20 protein-coding genes and 3 pseudogenes are annotated in these 17,731 nt (G+C 62.6%); 11 read left to right on the top strand and 12 right to left on the bottom strand.

The features are described 5' to 3' along the window. Positions 1 to 138 precede the first annotated feature (138 nt). A complete protein-coding gene (locus P3T22_RS06920; RefSeq protein WP_063499825.1) occupies positions 139 to 393 on the top strand; it encodes a hypothetical protein in 255 nt (84 codons plus the stop codon). Between the two features lie 19 nt (positions 394 to 412). On the opposite strand, the gene P3T22_RS06915 is transcribed toward P3T22_RS06920, so the two are convergent. The 6 genes and pseudogenes from P3T22_RS06915 to P3T22_RS06890 all read right to left on the bottom strand — a co-directional run bounded on the left by P3T22_RS06915 (position 413) and on the right by P3T22_RS06890 (position 5,633). After that, positions 413 to 742 carry a hypothetical protein gene (locus P3T22_RS06915; RefSeq protein ID WP_028194912.1) on the bottom strand — a complete coding sequence of 110 codons (330 nt, stop codon included), beginning with the start codon at positions 740 to 742 and terminating at the stop codon, positions 413 to 415. A 12-nt stretch (positions 743 to 754) separates the two neighbouring features. Further along, the gene (locus tag P3T22_RS06910; protein ID WP_063500822.1) at positions 755 to 1,522 is read right to left on the bottom strand and encodes a helix-turn-helix transcriptional regulator; all 768 of its coding nucleotides are present in this window, start codon (positions 1,520 to 1,522) and stop codon (positions 755 to 757) included. 299 nt (positions 1,523 to 1,821) lie between these two features. Continuing rightward, positions 1,822 to 3,162, bottom strand: a complete 1,341-nt coding sequence (locus P3T22_RS06905; protein WP_429324584.1) for an FAD-dependent oxidoreductase — start codon at positions 3,160 to 3,162, stop codon at positions 1,822 to 1,824. A gap of 128 nt (positions 3,163 to 3,290) precedes the next feature. Next, positions 3,291 to 3,560: pseudogene (locus P3T22_RS06900) on the bottom strand ((2Fe-2S)-binding protein); the annotation flags it as partial. Further along, the gene (locus tag P3T22_RS06895) at positions 3,553 to 4,680 is read right to left on the bottom strand and encodes an NAD(P)/FAD-dependent oxidoreductase (RefSeq protein ID WP_429324696.1); all 1,128 of its coding nucleotides are present in this window, start codon (positions 4,678 to 4,680) and stop codon (positions 3,553 to 3,555) included. The pseudogene P3T22_RS06900 and the gene P3T22_RS06895, both read right to left, overlap by 8 nt. Continuing rightward, a complete protein-coding gene (locus tag P3T22_RS06890; RefSeq protein ID WP_429324583.1) occupies positions 4,677 to 5,633 on the bottom strand; it encodes a 4-hydroxyproline epimerase in 957 nt (318 codons plus the stop codon). The genes P3T22_RS06895 and P3T22_RS06890 overlap by 4 nt, the downstream gene beginning before the upstream one ends. A 347-nt stretch (positions 5,634 to 5,980) precedes the next feature. On the opposite strand from P3T22_RS06890, the gene P3T22_RS06885 reads away from it, so the two are divergent. Next, the gene (locus P3T22_RS06885) at positions 5,981 to 6,886 is read left to right on the top strand and encodes a dihydrodipicolinate synthase family protein (RefSeq protein ID WP_063499829.1); all 906 of its coding nucleotides are present in this window, start codon (positions 5,981 to 5,983) and stop codon (positions 6,884 to 6,886) included. A 12-nt stretch (positions 6,887 to 6,898) separates the two neighbouring features. On the opposite strand, the gene P3T22_RS06880 is transcribed toward P3T22_RS06885, so the two are convergent. Next, a complete protein-coding gene (locus tag P3T22_RS06880; protein ID WP_063499830.1) occupies positions 6,899 to 7,618 on the bottom strand; it encodes a response regulator transcription factor in 720 nt (239 codons plus the stop codon). 408 nt (positions 7,619 to 8,026) lie between these two features. Here P3T22_RS06880 and P3T22_RS06875 point away from each other — a divergent pair, with 408 nt between their 5' ends. Together P3T22_RS06875 and P3T22_RS06870 are read left to right on the top strand one after the other, a co-directional pair. Then, positions 8,027 to 9,328: an MFS transporter gene (locus P3T22_RS06875; protein WP_429324582.1), complete on the top strand. Its 1,302-nt coding sequence runs from the start codon at positions 8,027 to 8,029 to the stop codon at positions 9,326 to 9,328. Between the two features lie 133 nt (positions 9,329 to 9,461). After that, a complete protein-coding gene (locus tag P3T22_RS06870; RefSeq protein WP_429324581.1) occupies positions 9,462 to 10,928 on the top strand; it encodes an MFS transporter in 1,467 nt (488 codons plus the stop codon). 86 nt (positions 10,929 to 11,014) lie between these two features. Here P3T22_RS06870 and P3T22_RS06865 read toward each other — a convergent pair whose 3' ends face one another. The 5 genes from P3T22_RS06865 to P3T22_RS06845 all read right to left on the bottom strand — a co-directional run bounded on the left by P3T22_RS06865 (position 11,015) and on the right by P3T22_RS06845 (position 13,296). Beyond that, positions 11,015 to 11,287 carry a hypothetical protein gene (locus tag P3T22_RS06865; protein WP_063499832.1) on the bottom strand — a complete coding sequence of 91 codons (273 nt, stop codon included), beginning with the start codon at positions 11,285 to 11,287 and terminating at the stop codon, positions 11,015 to 11,017. Between the two features lie 65 nt (positions 11,288 to 11,352). After that, positions 11,353 to 11,784, bottom strand: a complete 432-nt coding sequence (locus P3T22_RS06860; RefSeq protein WP_063499833.1) for a DoxX family protein — start codon at positions 11,782 to 11,784, stop codon at positions 11,353 to 11,355. A gap of 260 nt (positions 11,785 to 12,044) precedes the next feature. Next, entirely contained in the window at positions 12,045 to 12,509 is a 465-nt protein-coding gene (locus P3T22_RS06855) for an RbsD/FucU family protein (RefSeq protein ID WP_424103801.1), read from the bottom strand. 233 nt (positions 12,510 to 12,742) lie between these two features. Beyond that, complete coding sequence (locus P3T22_RS06850; RefSeq protein WP_429324580.1) at positions 12,743 to 12,892, bottom strand: hypothetical protein; 150 nt, start codon at positions 12,890 to 12,892, stop codon at positions 12,743 to 12,745. A gap of 35 nt (positions 12,893 to 12,927) precedes the next feature. Then, complete coding sequence (locus tag P3T22_RS06845; protein WP_063499835.1) at positions 12,928 to 13,296, bottom strand: nuclear transport factor 2 family protein; 369 nt, start codon at positions 13,294 to 13,296, stop codon at positions 12,928 to 12,930. Between the two features lie 293 nt (positions 13,297 to 13,589). Here P3T22_RS06845 and P3T22_RS06840 point away from each other — a divergent pair, with 293 nt between their 5' ends. The 7 genes and pseudogenes from P3T22_RS06840 to flhC all read left to right on the top strand — a co-directional run bounded on the left by P3T22_RS06840 (position 13,590) and on the right by flhC (position 17,686). Further along, positions 13,590 to 13,961, top strand: coding sequence for a type II toxin-antitoxin system RelE/ParE family toxin (locus tag P3T22_RS06840; RefSeq protein WP_429324579.1), 372 nt, complete (start codon positions 13,590 to 13,592; stop codon positions 13,959 to 13,961). After that, a complete protein-coding gene (locus P3T22_RS06835) occupies positions 13,958 to 14,260 on the top strand; it encodes an addiction module antidote protein (RefSeq protein ID WP_063499837.1) in 303 nt (100 codons plus the stop codon). Before P3T22_RS06840 ends, P3T22_RS06835 begins: the two co-directional genes overlap by 4 nt. 120 nt (positions 14,261 to 14,380) lie before the next feature. Then, positions 14,381 to 15,295, top strand: a complete 915-nt coding sequence (locus P3T22_RS06830) for a helix-turn-helix domain-containing protein (RefSeq protein WP_429324578.1) — start codon at positions 14,381 to 14,383, stop codon at positions 15,293 to 15,295. A 126-nt stretch (positions 15,296 to 15,421) separates the two neighbouring features. Then, positions 15,422 to 15,949 (top strand): annotated as a pseudogene (locus tag P3T22_RS06825) (GNAT family N-acetyltransferase); the annotation flags it as partial. A 49-nt stretch (positions 15,950 to 15,998) separates the two neighbouring features. Then, positions 15,999 to 16,317, top strand: a pseudogene (locus tag P3T22_RS06820) (YeeE/YedE thiosulfate transporter family protein); the annotation flags it as partial. A 464-nt stretch (positions 16,318 to 16,781) separates the two neighbouring features. After that, positions 16,782 to 17,102, top strand: coding sequence for a flagellar transcriptional regulator FlhD (flhD, locus tag P3T22_RS06815; protein WP_035558891.1), 321 nt, complete (start codon positions 16,782 to 16,784; stop codon positions 17,100 to 17,102). Positions 17,103 to 17,116: 14 nt separating this feature from the next. Next, positions 17,117 to 17,686, top strand: a complete 570-nt coding sequence (gene flhC / locus P3T22_RS06810; RefSeq protein ID WP_028194931.1) for a flagellar transcriptional regulator FlhC — start codon at positions 17,117 to 17,119, stop codon at positions 17,684 to 17,686. Positions 17,687 to 17,731 lie beyond the last annotated feature (45 nt).

The following is a 17,731-nucleotide window of genomic DNA, read 5'->3' as shown; positions in this document are numbered from 1 at the left end:
ATCGGCCATGTGTAACGGTCGGTAACTTGTTCCGATGCAATCATAGTGTCACGGTGTTACATCACAATGTGTCTTAAGAATCGTTTAAGACTTCATCCGCATCATCCACCCGACACTATTCCGCACAAGGTGCGCTCCATGAACCAGCCCGACCCCAATACGAATGACACGCCGGCGAAGCGACCCACGATTCTGCGCCGCCTGCTGAGCCACCACGAACTGGCGACGCTGCTGCTGTTGCTGCACGCGCCGATCGACGCATCCGCGAAACCCGAGATTCCGCAGCTTCACGAAGCCGGTTTGATCGAAACGATCTGCGGCGGCGCAGGTGACTCGCATATCCGTCTTACGCCTGAAGGCAACGCAGTGTTGCGCGGACTGGGCGTGAAATAAGGCACCCATTACATTTTCATTACGCCTGCCATACACCGTATCCCGCCTCTCGCAGTCCAATCGCCAATTCCACTTCCATATCCTGTGCACCGCGGTAAGGCATTGGATTGAATACTTCATACAATTCGGGCAAGAGGCGCAGGCCATAATCGCGCACATAGCGATTTGCCTGAATCCCAGCCTTGTGCCGGTCGAATCTCAGATCCGGGTCCAGTCCCGTCATTCCCACGTAGACGCACGGCTTGTCGAACCGGTAATCCGGATTCGCGCGGCGAAAGCGCGCCTCGTTCCAGACGGTATCGTCCAGCGCGACGACGTAGACGTAGTAATGATGCTTGCGACGAACCATGTATGCGGCGGCTCAACTTCGCGAGGTTCCGTGCAGCAGCATCCGGTACTCGGTCGGCGTGATGCCGACGGTCGCCTTGAATTGGCGCGTGAAGGCGCTGTGGTCGGTGTAGCCGCAGAGCGCGGCGACGTCGGTAACCTTGTCGTGCGAAACCAGCAGCGCGGTAGCGGCGTCAAGGCGCGTTTTCAGCAATACCTGGCGCGGCGTCAAATGAAACACTTTGTGAAAGTAGCGCTCCAGTTGCGCCACCGACATATCCGCCATGGCAGCAAGCTGTTTCAGATTTAACGGCTGCACGTAGTTTTCCTGAATGGACTGCACCACGGTGGCCAGCCGGCTGTAAGCGGGATGACTGCTTTCGTCCGCTTTCAGATCGCGGGAGATGCCGGCGAGGCCGACTACCTTCCCCGCCGGATCGCGCAACGGCTGCTTGCAAGTCAGGCACCAACCCGGCTGGCGGCCGGGATACAGGTGCAGTTCCAGCTGATCGATCATCTGGCTGCCGACGTTGATGATCGCTTTGTCCTGTGCGGTGTAGATGCGGCCGAAGCGGCGCGGGAAGACGTCCTCGGCGGTCTTGCCGAGCAACGCTGCCTTTTCCTTGAAGCCACAGCGCGAAGCCAGCGTGCGATTGACCAGCGCATAGCGAGCGTGCGCGTCCTTGACGAAGAACACGACGTCCGGCATCGCATCGAACACCGGCTCTAGCAAAGTGAAATGCGACAGCATGCCGGACAGCGTTGCGTCGTCCGGTTCGAGCGGATGAGCCAGCGTGTTCATCATGCGGGTTCCGTGGTCGGTGCGGTTGTGCGTTGGTTGTGCGTTGGTTGTGCGTTGGTTGTGCGTTGGTTGTGCGTTGGTTGTGCGTTGGTTATGCGTTGGTCGAGCTTTGGTCGAGCTTCGGTCGAGCATTGCCGGTGCGCTCGCCCGTACATGCCCCGGCGCGTTCGCTGTTGCATTTGCCGGTGCGTTCCTCATCCGAGCGACTACGCGGTCGGGCGTTTGCGGGCGCTCGCTTGCGCTCGATTATAGGACCACGCGGCTGTAGACGATATCCAGCGGCCGCATGGACGCCGGCGTCATTCAGCCTGTGGCGGCTCCGCACCCGCCGCCATCAACGTGCCGATTTGGGCCGGACCGAACGGTGGGCGCGGCGCTCCGGCTTGCCAGCCGAAATACAGCCCAGCCGCGACGCCGCAGATTCGTCCCTGGCATGCGCCCATCCCGCAGCGGGTATGCAGCTTGGCCTCGCGCCAATCCGGATAGGCGCGCACCTCGCCGAGGCTGACGTCTTCGCAACGGCAGAGCAGCGTGGCGTCGTCGGGTGGCGTGCGCGCGGCAGCCTGCAAGGCAAAGGCCGTATCGACGCGCCTCGCAAAACGCCCCCAGCGGGCTCGTTGCGCATGCAATGCGGTGCGCCTTGCCGAGGTATGGCTTGCCGGGGTATGGCTTGCCGGGGTATGGCTTGCCGGGGTATGGCTTGCCGGGGCGCCGCTCGCGGAGAGCCCGGCGATCTCGCCTTCCACGCCCGCCAGTTCCGCGCCGCCGACGCCCGTGCATTCGCCTGCTGCCAGCACGCGGTCCACTGAGGTCCGCTGCTCTCTGTCGACGACGATCTCGCCCGCTTCGTTGATCGCACAGCCGAGCGCTTGCGCAAGTGTTATGTTCGGCACGAGTCCATAGCCGCACGCGATGCGGTCGCAATCAAGCGTTGACTCTCGCTGGCCGCGCAGGATCGTCACGCGTTCGACGCGGCCATCGCCATGAGCTTGCCGGACGATGCTGCCGGTCCAGTAACGCACGCCCGCGAAGCCGCGCGTCATGGTAACGGCTTGCCGCAACTTCGCCGGCTCGCCCAATAGTGCGATTCCGAAGCGGGCGACCTCGAGCGCCGACGCCTGCTCTACGACCGCCACCACCTGCGCCCCGGCAGCACGCGCGGTGGCGAGCGCGGCGATCAGCAGAGGACCGCTGCCTGCAATCACGATCCGTTCGCCGCGCACCGGCATGCCGCCTTTGATGAGTGCCTGCAGCGCGCCTGCACCGGTCACGCCGGGCAGCGTCCAGCCGGCGAATGGCAATAGCCGCTCGCGCGCGCCGGTTGCGAGGATCAATCGATCGTAGCTGATCGACACGCTACCGTGCTCAGCCGACTCGAGCAGCAACCCGCGCAGACCCAAAGGCGCGATCACCCGAGTCGACGCAAACAACGTGACATTGGTCCGCATGCATAAGGCTTCGAGCAGCGCGTGTAATTGAGCTTGCGGCGGATGGCCGGGACCTTGCCGCCAGATTTGACCGCCGGCGCGCGGATTGTCGTCGAGCAGCGCGACCGTGGCGCCTTCGCGCGCCGCTGTCCGCGCGGCGTTCAACCCAGCCGGACCGGCGCCTGCTACGACGATATCGAAGTGCTGCTTCATCGCGTGCCCGTGGTGGTAGTCCCGTTGGTCCCGTTGGTCCCGTTGGCTGCGTTGGCTGCGTTGGCTGCGTTGGCTGCGCTGGCTGCGCTGGCTGCGCTGGCCACGTTGGCTGCGTTGGCCACGTTGGCCGTGGCCGTAGCGACAGTCGTGCAAACCACTTGCCCTTCGCGGCAAAGAGTCTGGCATGCCAACGCATGCGCCCGGCCATCGATCGTGACGCGGCACTCCTGGCACACACCCATCCCGCACAGTGCTGCGCGCGCCTGGCCGCTGACCGACGTCCGTGTGCCGCCCGCGCCCGCCATGACAAGCGCTGCGGCCACGGTCGTACCCGCTTCGACCGCGACGCTTCGACCGTCGATCGTCAACTGGAGGCGTGTTGCATTGGCGTTAGTCATGGACCACCTTTTGCGCAAAGCGGACCGGCAGGTACGGCTCGACAGGAATCGGCGCGGCGTTCCCCGTGATTTGCGCGGCGAGCAACTTTGCGCTCGCCAGCGAAGTTGTCACGCCAAGACCTTCGTGTCCGACTGCGAGCCACGCGCCGGGGGAGAAATCGCCTGCCGGACCGATCAACGGCAATCCGTCGGGCGACGCTGCACGGAAGCCGGTCCACGCGCGGATGCCATTGAGTGTCGGCAAGACCGGCAGATAGTGCGCGGCGCGTTGCAGCATCTGCGCGAGCACTGGCATGTCGACGGCGGGATCGGTCGTATCGAACTGGCGCGACGAGCCGACCAGCAACTGGCCGGTAGGCCGCGGCTGCGCGTTGAATGCCACCGAAGTGCCGGCCGCATGATGCGCGCTCCTGATGTAGCCGAGTTCGAGCAGTTGATGACGAATGAGGTCGGGGTAACGGTCGGTGATCAGCAGATGACCCTTCTTCGGCTGCAACGGCAGCGACTGCAGCAGTTGCTTAGCGCCGAGACCATTGGCCACGATCACATGCGCGGCGCTAATGCGCTCGCCGTCGGCCAGCGTCACGCCACCAGCGCTGACTGCGGTAACCCGCGTGCCGAGCCGCACACGGATATTCTGAACTCCTGAGGATTGCGTCAGCAGCCATTCGGCAACGGTGGGCGCATACACGATGCTGTCGTGCTCGATCCGCAAGCCGCCCGCCATCGAATGCGCCAGCGCCGGCTCGCACGCTCGCAGCTCGGCCGGGTCGAGCAATTGTGCTGCGACACCCTGTGCTTCGAACGCGGCATGCATGATGCGGGCGGCTTGCCATTCCTCATCGTCGGCGGCAACCCATAGCGTGCCGCAGCGCGCGAACGCGTCGCGCCTGCGCAACTGCGGCGCGAGCGCTAGCCACAAGTCGCGCGAATAGCGGCTCAACGTGAATTCCGCGGGCGAGTCGTTCATCACGACGATATGGCCCATGCCCGCCGCCGTCGCGCCGCCGCCGATGCCCTGTGCGTCGAGTACCTCGACCCGCAGGCCGAGCGCGGCCAACTCCGCCGCGCAAGCCGCGCCGACAATGCCGGCCCCGACGATCAACGCGTCCGCCGTCATGCCGTGCGGATGCCCCACGCGAACGGGTCGCGCTCGTCGAAACACAAACGCCCTTCGGCCATGATGCGCGCTTGGCCTGTAATGGTCGGAATCACCGAGACACCGTCGCCGGCGTGACGATAGCTCGCCTCGAATACACTGCCGATGATGCTCTCCTGCCACCACACCGCGCCTTCGGCGAGCTTGCCGTCGGCGGCGAGGCAGGCGATCTTCGCGCTCGTGCCGGTACCGCACGGCGAGCGGTCGTACGCATTGCCGGGACAGAGTACGAAGCTGCGGCTATCGATGCCTTCGCGCGAGCCGGGTCCAAAGAGTTCGATGTGGTCGATCAAGGCGCCATCCGCGCCGGTGATGCGCTGCGCGATCAGCGCATCGCGGATTGCCGCACTGAATGCGGTCAGCTCGGCGATACGCGCGGCCTCCAGCGTGCGCCCGTGGTCGGCGACGAGAAAGAACCAGTTGCCACCCCAGCCGATGTCGCCGGTCAACCTGCCGTAGCCCGGCACGTCCACCTGCACGCCTTGCCGGTAACGATAAGCCGGCACGTTGCGCACGGCCACGCTGCCGTCCTCGTTGAGCGTCGCTTCGACGAGGCCGACCGGCGTTTCGATCCGATGACGCCCCGGCCCGATCCGCCCCATGTGCGCAAGCGAGACGACGAGGCCGATCGTGCCGTGCCCGCACATGCCGAGATAGCCCACGTTATTGAAGAAGATCACGCCGGCCGCGCACGCGGGGTCGTCCGGCTCGCACAGCAGCGCGCCGACCACCACGTCCGAGCCGCGCGGTTCGGTGACGATGCCCGTGCGCCAGTCGTCGAAATGCGTGCGAAACGCGTCGAGACGCTGCGCCAGTGTGCCGCCGCCGAGCGCCGGGCCACCCGACACCACCAGGCGGGTCGGTTCACCGCCGGTGTGCGAGTCGATGATGTCGAGGGTTTTCATGATGTACATGGTAGGAATGCCGGCCCGTGGAGTCTTGGTGTGCTTAAGCGTGGATTGTGACGATTTCGGCATAGTATTTGCGCCAGTTCTCGCACGCCTCGATCTTTGAAAACAGGCAAAGTCCACACCCGAACAACGCATGGAAACCACACTCGACAACACACGTAAAGTGCCGCCCATGCGACTTCGACGCACTTTTCATGTGGTCCTGAAATAGTCTGCTTGCCCGATCTCGCTAAGCTTACAGGCATCGCCACTATGCTGAAATCGTCATCCGCCACGCGCGAATCACGCAAGACGGCGGCATTTTCCCTGCTTACACTGCGCTTCGACTCAACACACTCAGGAGAGCAGTCGTGGCGCATATCTGGGAAGGCGTATGGCCCGCGGTGACCACCAAGTTTCACGCGGATTTCAGCATAGATCGCGAATCGACCGGGAAGAATATCGAGGCGCAGATCGACGCGGGTGTGAACGGCATCATCGTATGCGGATCGCTCGGCGAAGCGTCGACGCTCTCGCTGGACGAGAAGCTGCAAGTCCTCGACATCGCCGTCGAGGCCTCGCACGGCCGTGTGCCGGTTTTGCTGACGATCGCCGAGAACAGCACGCTCGACGCATGCCGCCAGGCCGAAGCCGGCAGTGAGCACGGCGCGGCTGGTTTCATGGTGCTGCCTGGGTTGCGCTATCTGTCGGACCGGCGCGAAACGCTCCACCACTTTCGCAGCGTCGCCAATGCAAGCGCGCTGCCGCTGATGATCTATAACAATCCGCTTGCCTATGGCGTCGACATGACGCCCGAGATGTTCGCGGAAATCGCCGACGAAAAGAAGATCGTCGCGATCAAGGAATCATGCGGCGATGTGCGGCGCGTGACCGACCTGATCAACGTGGTCGGCGACCGCTTCGCGATTCTGTGCGGGGTCGACAATCTCGCGATGGAAGCGATATTGATGGGCGCGCATGGCTGGGTGGCCGGTCTCGTATGCGCGTTTCCGCGCGAGACGGTGGTGATTTACAAGTTGCTGAAGGCGGGCCGTCTTGAAGAAGCGCGCGCGATCTATCGCTGGTTCGCGCCCCTGCTCGCGCTCGACGTCTCGTCGAAGCTGGTGCAAAACATCAAGCTGGCAGAGACGATCGTCGGGCTTGGCACGGAGCCGGTGCGGCCGCCGCGCCTGCCGTTGGCCGGGGATGAACGCAAAGCCGTTGAAGCGTTGATCCGCCGGGCGATTGAAACCCGGCCGGCGCTGCCGCAAGTTTGAGTTGCGGCAAGTTCAGGCCGCCTGCTTTTGCGCACCCGCTTCGCCTTGCCGCAGATGCAGCAGGCGATAGCCGCTCTTGTAGACCGGTTGCAGCCGGAATTCGTTTTGCGGCTCGATCTCGAGCAGCAACCGCAGGCGCGACACATGGCTGTCGATCGTGCGGGTGAACTCGCGGAATTCACGGCCCCACACCATCGCAAAGATATGGTCGCGCGACATCACGCGGCCGATATTGGAAAAGAACAGCGACGCCAACCGGTATTGCGTACCCGATAGCTGCACCGGCTGGCCGCGCAGCATGACGAGCTGGCGATGCGTATCGAAATGGTAGGGGCCGATATCGAAGCTCGCCGCGTTGAAACGGTCTGGATAGGCGCGGCGCAGCAACGCCGTAACACGTTCGCGGAACTCGCCCGGGCGCAACGGCAGCGCGACATAGTCGTCGGCACCGCTGGCAAAGGCACGCACCACGCTGTCCTCCGACGTCTCCGTCGAAGCGAACAGGACCGGCAGGCGGTCGCCGCCAACCGCGCGCACCGACCTCAGGACTTCGGCGCCTGACAGGCGGCTGCCTTGCCAGTCCAGCACCAGCATATCCACAGTGGAACGAGCGAGCGCTTTCGACATGGTCAGGCCGTCGTCATAGACGATGCACGTATGGCTGGCGCTCATGAGGACCTTTTCGATCGACTGGCGCATGAGGGGGTCACGCTGAAGAATGGCAATGCGCATGGGATAACTCTTAACTGATAGCTCGGACGCGATTCTCAGAGAGACGCCCAAGTCATCCCATAGGAGCATTCCTAATTTACGCACCAATCACCCCGCTCCGACAGGTGCGCGCAGCATTCCTACACTCGAGAGCTGCGGCTCGCACGACGCGCAAACCTCGCGGCCCTGCTCGCCGCCGAAAAGGCACGTCTTCGGGAACTTTTTCCAATCTAATTAAGTACTTCCCGAAAGGCACGACTTTCATCCTGTAAAATCCCGGTCTGGCCCTAGTCGTCATCGCGCTTGCCCTACCCGGGCCGGCGCGCCGGTGTCCCGTGCTCTACCCAGCGCTTGCCACACTTCTCGCCCGACGACCGCCCTATTTCCACGCGCTACGTGTGGCTCCCAATTCAAGACAAGACACAAGCAATGCAAGCGACAAATCTGGGTGGAGCACAGGCTGTCACCCCACGCCCTCTTGGGCGAAGCGATTACAAGACGCTCGGCCTCGCCGCGCTCGGCGGGGCACTGGAGTTCTACGACTTCATCATCTTCGTATTCTTTGCGCCGGCGATCGGCCAGTTGTTCTTCCCCGCCGCGATGCCGGACTGGCTGCGTCAAGTACAGACTTTCGGCATCTTCGCGGCAGGCTATCTGGCACGGCCGCTCGGCGGCATCATCATGGCGCACTTCGGCGATCTGTTCGGCCGCAAGCGCATGTTCACGCTGAGCGTGCTGCTGATGTCGGTGCCGACGCTGATGATGGGTCTGCTGCCCACCTACGCCAGCATCGGCGTGATGGCGCCGGTATTGCTGCTGCTGTTCCGCGTGATGCAGGGTGCGGCGGTCGGCGGCGAAGTGCCGGGCGCATGGGTGTTCGTCTCGGAACACGTGCCGCAGCGGCACGTCGGCTATGCATGCGGCACGCTGACGGCCGGGCTCACGGCGGGCATTCTGCTCGGCTCGCTGATCGCGTCGGCGGTAAACCGCGACTTCGCGCCCGCGGAAATCTCCGCTTACGCGTGGCGCATTCCGTTCCTGGTGGGCGGCGTGTTCGGCATGTTCTCGGTTTATCTGCGCCGCTGGCTGCATGAGACGCCGGTGTTCGCCGAGCTCAAGCAACGCAAGGCGATCGCCGCGGAAGTGCCGCTCAAGGCCGTGTTGCGCGACCACGGCCGCGCCGTGATCGTGTCGATGCTGCTCACGTGGATGCTGTCGGCCGCGATCGTCGTGGTCATTCTGATGACGCCGACGCTGCTGCAGAAGCAGTTTCATATCGCGCCGGCCACCGCGCTGCTGGCGAACTGCGTGGCGACGCTGTGCCTGACGATCGGCTGCGTGATGGCGGGTTCGATCGCCGGCCGGATCGGCGCGGGGCGCACGATTTTCATCGGCGGCCTTGCGCTGGCGGTGACGTACTACGTAATGTTCCAGCAGCTCGCTGTCGATACGTCGGCGCTCGTGCCGCTGTATGCCGTGGCCGGCCTTTTCGTCGGCGTGATCGGCGCGATTCCGTTCGTGCTGGTCAAGGCGTTTCCAGCCGCCGTGCGATTCTCGGGCATCTCGTTCTCGTATAACGTCGCGTATGCGGTGTTCGGCGGTCTTACGCCGATCGCCGTTTCGCTGATGATGAAGTCGAACCCGATGGCCGCGCCGCTCTATGTCGGCGCGATCTGCATTGTCGGGGCATTGACTACGCTGTTGATCAAAAACGCGCCGCAAGCGCGCTAAGCGAGCTGTTCCGCAACGGCGCACGCGTGGTGCGCCGTTGTTCCATCGGCTCCATGCCCCGCCTTTCCGGCAGTTTCGGCGACATTCACACTTCACGTCAGCCCGAAACATCGTGCGCTGCATCGGACCTACGATGTATCACATGAAAACGCCAAACTACTCCCATTCGCCCACCCTTGGCCGCATTCTCGCGACCGTCAGCGTCGGCTTCGTCGTCACGCAACTCGATGTGACCATCGTCAACATCGCGCTGCCGAAGATCGGTGCGGACCTGCATGCGAATGTCGCGGGGCTGCAATGGGTCGTCGACGCATACACGCTCGCGTTCGCCGTGCTGATGCTGTCGGCGGGCGCACTCGGCGACCGGCTCGGCACACGGCGCATGTTCGCGGCAGGTATCGTGCTGTTCGCGCTCGCCTCACTCGCCTGCGGATTGGCGCTCGATGCCGCTATGCTGGTCGCGGCGCGCGCGGTGCAGGGCATCGGCGCGGCCGCCATGCTGCCGAACTCGCTGGCGCTGCTCAATCAGTCGTACGGTCACGACCCGAAGCTCCGGGCGCGTGCTGTCGGGCTGTGGACCGCCGCCGGCGCGATTTCGATCGCGGCCGGCCCGGTGCTTGGCGGTCTGCTGATTGCGGCGTTCGGCTGGCGCAGTATCTTTCTCGTCAATCTGCCGATTTGCATAGCCGGTTTGGTGGCGACGTTGGTGTGGGTGCCGCAGCCTGAATTCGCGCAGAAAAGCGCGCAAGGAGCGGCTCCGACCACGACTGGTATCGATCTGAGCGGTCAGTCCCTTGCGATCGTCGCGCTCACCGCCTTCGTCGCCGCTGTGATCGAAATGCGGCCGCTGGGGCTGAGCCATCCGCTGGTAGCCGGCGGTTTCATACTCGCGCTAATCGCGACCGCCGCTTTTATCGCCGTGGAATCGCGTGTCGCGGCACCGATGCTGCCGCTCTCGCTATTCAGCAAGCGCACCTTCAATGCGGCGGTGCTGTTCGGCATCTGCGTGAATCTGACGTACTACGGCATGGTGTTCGTGCTGAGCCTGTATTTGCAGCGCGTACGCGGCTATACACCGCTGCAGGCGGGCCTCGCTTTCCTGCCGTTGACCGGCGGCTTTCTGCTCTCGAACGTGGCGAGCGGATGGGTGGTCGGGCGCTTCGGCGTGCGCGTGCCGATGATCGCCGGTGCGATCACTGCGGGGCTCGGCTATAGCCTGCTGCATCTCCTCGACGCGTCTACGCCGCTCGTCGGTTTGCTGTTGCCGTTCCTGCTCATTCCCTCGGGGATGGGTCTCGCGGTCCCAGCGATGACAACCGCCGTGCTGGCCTCCGTCGAAGCGCAGCGCGCAGGCACCGCGTCCGCCGTACTCAATACCGCCCGGCAAGCAGGCGGCGCGGTGGGTGTAGCCGCCTTCGGCGCGTTGGCGAGCGGCGCAGCCGCCACGCAGATCGTCTCGGGGTTGCAAGCCGCGACGGCGATCTCGCTCGGTCTGCTAGTGGTCGCCGGCGTCATGGGCTGCCTTGTACATCCGGAACCGCACGCGTCTGCCTCCAGGCCGCACAAGACTGGCCCCGGGCAAGTTCGTGAATCGCGCTGATCGCCTCATCGATTTGCCAGGCACGAACCGGCGAGTCGGCACTAGCAGTGCACGCTGCAACTCAACTCACGCTGTCACCGCACGGCTTACAGCGGCGCTTCCTGAATCGTGCCGGTGTCAATCGCGCGCTCGATCAGCCCTTCGTTTTGCGCCTTGGCGATCGCGTCGGCGATCAGCTTTTCCGGCTGTTCGATTTCGGCCTTGATCGTGCCAATGAGGCCGGATGCATCCAGAACCACCAATGTTTTCGCCGAATCGGCAAGGCTGATGATGACGCGATGCGGCGTAGGCCCTTCACCGAGACTTGCGCACAACTGAGTGACCTTGCCACCAATGGTTTGCTCAAAACTTTGAATCATTATTTGCTCCCTTGATTGCAGCCAGAGTCAAAAAACGACCTGCACAGACTACTTCAACAGCGTGATCAGAGATTCAGCCCACCGCGTGGCGCGCGCGCGCCGTCGATACTGATACGGCCCGCTCCGGTCACGAACAACAGCAGGAAACCACCGGCGATACCCATGTTCTTCCAGAAGTGGATCACCATATCGCGTTGCAAAGCGGGATCGGCAACGTTCCAGAAGTCATGGCCCAGCACCGCGGTTGCCACGGTGTAGACGGCCATGATGAGTGCGAGCGGCCGTACCTTGAAGCCGACGATCAGCAGCAGACCGCCGAGTGCTTCGACCACTGTTGCAATCGGTGCGGCGACCTGGACGAACGGCACCCCCTTCGAATGCAGATAGCCGACCAAGCCCGCATAACCCAGCAATTTCATCACGCCGCCCCACAAAAACAGCACGGCAAGAGCGATACGCGCAATGAGGATGACGCCGGAATCGACGGGACGCGTCATGGGGGGCTCCTGTAATGAATAAGCAGCAGACCCGGCCAGGTGGCCGCAGTTCCCCACTTTGCATCTGAGAATAGGTGCGTTGCCCGCCTTTTCCAAGCGCCGGCCGATGTGAAGGGCGCAGCTCGCGCGGTCTCAAGGGAAGGAAAAAGGCGACCGAGCACTCGGCGCATGTCCGATTCTGCACGGCACGGCCGGTATCGCCGCCGTGCTTATGCGCGAGGATGAGAGAAGCTCATGGGTTTCGCCACCGTGGTGAGGGACTATTGCTGCGGCGCATCCGGCGCGAGCAAAACACCCTTTGTAAAAACGAAGCAGCCGTAACCGCGCTCTTCGCCGGTAGCGATCACGCAATAGGCTTTGCGCGCCCGCTCATAGAATGCGAAACGTTCGACCGAAGCAAACGGCACCTCGCGCCCTTCCGCCGCATTGATCTCGATCTGCGCTTCGCGCTGAACCGCCGGAATCGTATTCGGCTCGCCCACCACTTCCATCCGCGACGCAGGCCGCTCGATGAATGTATCCAGCGGCATCACCGACAGAATCGCGCGAATCGCGCGCGGTGCGTTCACGCCATCGAGGCGCAGCAGCTTGCCCAACACCGTCTCCTGCGCGACGGACGCGCCCGGGAAGTTGGCGTCGCAAACCACCAGTTCGTCGCCATGCCCCATCGAGCGTAGTGCATGCAGCACATCGGCATTCAGCAGCGGGTCCAGATTCTTCAGCACGGTGTCTCCTTGAGGTCTGGTTGACGGCTGGCCGCCGAGGTTCGAACGGTTTGTCCCTGTCGCACATCGCGATCGATTGTAGCAAGACGGTCGCGCACCGTCCGTTGCCGGCGGCTCATCGTCAATCTGCTTTTCCACACGGTGCGGCAAGCGGCTTTCTGGCGGCATTGCCACCGCAGCCATCCGACCAACGCGAGCAGCACGAGTCCCGCGCCACCCACCACCGGTTCGCGTCAGGCCAGCAACGCAGTGAAGGTGAACGCGCGCGTGCCAGCCAGCAGCGCGAAGCCGGCGATCGCGCTGGAAAGCGCGTCGACGGCGCCCGACAGACGCGCGAACGTGAGGACGGTACCAGCAGTCGTAGAAACAACGGACTCGTGCATGATCGTCTCCGTGAAAAACTGCGAGTTGCGAGTTGTCAGCTGGCGGCAGGCACCTGGTCGAGGAAGCCGGTCACCGCCTGCAGGCGGCCGCGTGCGTCGAGCACGCCGAAGTCGGAACCCTTGACGATCGCTTCACCTGCCGGCGTGGTGAGTGCCCACGAAAAGCGCAGCCGGTTCGCAAAGCCGTCGACCTCGGTCGTGCGGTGAAACGTGTGGTGCGGGAAGCGCTCATGCACCGCACGGATCATCGCGTCGATGCCGTCATGGCCCACGCCAGCCAGCAACGGATCGCGATAGTCGGCATCGGCGGCCCACGTCGCGGCGATCAGTTCGCGGCGGCGCGCTGCATCGGTTTCATTCCATGCGTCGAAATAACGGTCGATCAGATCGGTATGCGCATTCATCTCAGACTCCTTGATTGGCATGACTGAGCACTACGCTCGGCAGACACGTTGTATGCGGCGGGCTCGGAGTGAAGATTGGCGGCTCGAGCGCAGCGCGTCGATTACGTGAGAGGTAAGCATCCGGATGCATCGAGATGAAAAACTGCGCCCTGTTTCCCGCCGGATTGGCCATCCGGCCGAATCGTCACGCGCTGCGTCAGCCGCTAACCTCGTGGGGCAAATGGGGGCCGCGCAACGTTGACGCGCGGCATGTGACGAACTGAACGGGTGCGGACACGAGCCGCTTTTTCAATATGGTTTTTACACTTGCAAGATCGTATCTAGAAGGATACACTCATCAGCAGATCGGTTCACCGCCTGTGTACACGGTCAACCGCACCGAGGAATTCGACAGCTGGCTTGCCGGCCTCGCAGACTTAAGAGCGAGGGCAAAAATCCTGGTGCGGGTCCGGCGTGCGGAGCGAGGTCATTTCGGCGACGTAAAGCTGCTGGAAGACGGTGTGTCCGAGATGCGCATCGATTGCGGTCCCGGCTATCGGGTCTACTTCGCGCGCGAAGGGCGCATGGTGTACCTGCTGCTCTGCGGTGGCGACAAGTCCACGCAGCCGGCCGACATCAAGCATGCCAAATCAATGTGGGCAGCAATCAGAAAGGAACTGTCATGAGCAAAGTCAAAACCGCACGGTTCGACGCATCGCACTACCTCGATAGCGAGGAAATGATCGCTGAATATCTCAACGCTGCACTGGAAGAAGGCGACGCCGACCTCCTCCTCGCCGCGATCGCCGACATCGCAAAAGCACGCGGCATCGCGAAGGTCGCGGCTGACGCCGGGCTCGGGCGCGAAAGCCTCTATAAAACACTCGCGCCGGGCTCCAAACCGCGCATGGATACGGTGTTCAAACTGCTTCGGGCGCTGGGCGTCAAACTCAACGCCGTGCCGGAAGGTGTGGCGCACGCCTGATTCGCGCTTGCCTCGTTGTCGCTTGGGGCAACGCTCTGAATGGGCTGCGTATTCGTGGGCGCTCCTACGCTTTCTCGGGTGCTCCGGGGTATTCCGGGGTATTCCATTACCCGCCAGGTAATGGATCGCTACCGCGCTTTGGCTATCATCGGCAGTATGAACACACTCTCTCTTGCGCAAACCATCCCGTCGAACGGGCCGACGGCAAGCCGCACGGTCGGCGATCTGCTGCGCGAATGGCGGCAACGGCGAAGAATGAGCCAGTTATTGCTCGCCGCCGAAGCCGATATTTCAACGCGACATCTGAGCTTCGTCGAATCAGGCCGTGCAGTGCCCAGCCGGGAAATGGTCATGCACCTCGCCGAGCGGCTCGACGTGCCACTGCGTGCGCGCAATGCACTGCTGATCGCGGCGGGTTATGCGCCGCTGTTCCGCGAACGTCCCTTGACGGATCCGCAGCTGGCCGCTGCGCGCGAGGCAGTCGAGTTGGTGCTCAAAGGTCACGAGCCGTATCCGGCACTCGCGATCGACCGCCACTGGACCATCGTTGCAGCGAACAATGCGCTCGCGCCGCTGCTCGCGGGCGCAAGCCCGGAACTGCTGAAACCGCCGGTCAATGCGATGCGACTGAGCTTGCATCCGGACGGCATCGCAGCGTCGATCGTCAATTGGCATGCCTGGCGTGCGCACGCGCTGTCCCGACTCCAGCGGCAAATCGACGTAAGTGGTGACGGCACGTTGAGCGCATTGCGCGACGAGCTAGCCGCGTATCCTGCTCCGCCCGGCGCGGAAGTGGCCGGCCACGACGACACCGCAAGTCATCAAGTCGCCGTGCCGCTGCGGCTGCGCACGCCGATCGGCGAGCTATCGTTCTTCAGCACGACCACGGTATTCGGCACACCGGCGGATGTGACACTGTCGGAACTTGCCATTGAAGCGTTCTTTCCCGCCGATCAGCAAACCGCAGCGGCCTTGCGCGAGTTCGCCGAAAGCCAACGCGCAGAGGGGCAAAAGGCTGAAGCCGTGAAGCCATAGCAGGACCGCCGAACTGCAGAACTGCAGAAGGCAGAAGGCAGAACGCAGAACGCAGAACGCAGGGCATCATCGAACACTGCGTTGTTACAGTCTGCAGCGCCATTCGAACCACACAGAGAGACCCATTTGATCAACAGCGCCCCACTGATCCGCCAACTCGGTCCGGCCGACCGCGACGCCTACTTCCAGCTTCGTCTGCGCGGACTGAAGGCACATCCGGAGTCGTTCGGTCAAAGCTACGAGGAAGCAGTGGCCAAAGGCGCCGCGCGACATGACGCAATGTTGCAAGGCGCGCGCGCAGCCGAAGGCGACTTTTTGCTCGGCGCTTTCGCATCAGCCAATGCGCCGTTGATCGGCGTGGTCGGATTACTGCGCAGCCAGCGCGACAAGGAACGGCACAAGGCCTCCGTCGTCGGCATGTATGTCGCTCCGGAAGCTGCGGGCCGTGGGGTCGGGCGCGGGTTGCTTGACGAGTTGCTGGCGCGAGCGGCGCAAATAGAAGGCCTGCGGCAAATCCAGTTGATGGTGGGTAGCCGGAACGAGGCGGCACGCAAACTCTATGAGTCGCTTGGCTTTCGCAAATATGGCTGCGAGATCGGCGCGTTGAACGTCAACGGCGTGTTTCACGACGCCGATCTGATGGCGCGCTTCATGGAACAGCTATCGGTGACCAATCCTGCCCTCAGGGCGTGCGGCCCGCGGCGCAGCGCGCACCGATCGTTACGCATCGCTCTGGAAGATGCCGGTCCGCTCGCTGATTACGGCGCTGGCCGGCAGCCTGATGCTCGGCTGCAGAGCCCGTCTGGCCTACGGTTGTAACATCGGAGCCTATTTCAGCGGCATCGTGTCAGACAGCTTACGCGGCTGGCTGTGGCTGGTCGCCGCCTTCGCGCAACGTACTCGGCACCCGCCTGCGCCCGGCGTTCGTACTCGAAGTCGAACGGGTCCGCGCAAACGTTGCTAGAAGTTACAAATGCCGCCTCATTTGTAACCGGGGCCACATCGATCTGTTACACCTCTGATTTGTCCCCCACAGCCGTGCAAGTGAGCGGTATTTATTACTTTTAATCGGCTCCGCTTTCTATTTCCTTTCCGATTCCATACTGATTTTCCGGTTCTCGACCGGGCACCCATCATTGTTCAGATGAAAGACTCTATATCCCACCACACAAGGGTTTTCATGGATCAGACAAAATTCACAGGCGACAAAAAATCTGCTAAGCACCCTCTATTACAGGACCATGAAATAGTTACCGAAATTTGACGTATCTTTTCGGGATATTTTTTTTAGAAGGGATTGATTTCTTGTTTTACCCTTCATACAATTCGTCCCAAGCTGTTACGAGATGTAACGCTATGTATCAAAGAGTCGCTATCTGTATCAGGTGGTGACATGTAGCCGGAGGACAACGTTTCCGGCGAGGCACAAAAGACATAACGGCAAAAAATGCCGACAGAGTAATTCGGGGCTTCGGAAACACAGAAAATGGACCGTAGCAGCGAGACGCTGGATTCAATCCGCGAGATTAACTTGTCTTACATCATGCTCGCGCAACGTATGTTGCGTGAGGACAAACCGGTCGGCATGTTCCGGCTGGGACTGTCGTCGGAACTGGCTGATTTGCTTGCCGGGCTGTCGCTCGCGCAGATCGTCAAGCTGGCCGCTTCCGATCAGCTTTTATGCTTCTTCCGCTTCAACGACCACGCCATGTTGTCGGCGTTGACACAAACGACGAAGCATGCAGCAGTTGCACCAACTCACGCGGCGATCCTGCTTGCAGGCCAGCCCGCTGAGCAGTTTGCTTAATCGAGGTGACCGCGATGCTCAAGCGTAGCCTGACGGAAGACGCACAAGAAGTATTCCGTGCCATCGCGCTGATTGAACTTGGCGCGCGCATGCAGGTGCTAGAAAGCGAGTTGACGCTTTCGCGCGACCGCATGATCCGCCTGTACCGCGAGGTCAAAGGTGTATCGCCGCCCAAGGGCATGCTGCCGTTCTCGGCGGATTGGTACATGACATGGCTGGCGAACATCCACGCGTCGTTGTTCTACAACACGTACCTGTTCCTGAAGAACGAAGCACGTTGCTCGCACCTGGATGCGCTGACCAAAGGGTATCGGCTGTATCTGGAACATTGCCAGCACAGCGAAACCGAACCGGTGCTGGATCTGACTCGTGCATGGACGCTGGTGCGTTTCTTCGACGCCAACATCCTGCAGCTGACCAAATGCTGCCGTTGCACCGGCAAGTTCGTCGCGCACAAGCACGACCTGCAACACAACGTGGTGTGTGGCGCCTGCCAGCCGCCGTCGCGCGCCGGCAAGACCAAGAAGGCCGCCGCCGCTCGCCAGGAAGCGCTCGAAGCAGCGCAGATTGCGCAAGCCGCCTGAGTTGAGTTGAATCGATGAGGGCCGGTCCAGCCTGATTCGAACCGA

Origin of the sequence: Paraburkholderia sp. GAS348 (assembly GCF_050434205.1) — a bacterium.
Classification (GTDB): Bacteria; Pseudomonadota; Gammaproteobacteria; order Burkholderiales; family Burkholderiaceae; genus Paraburkholderia.
This window is presented reverse-complemented; position numbering and strand designations above follow the sequence as displayed.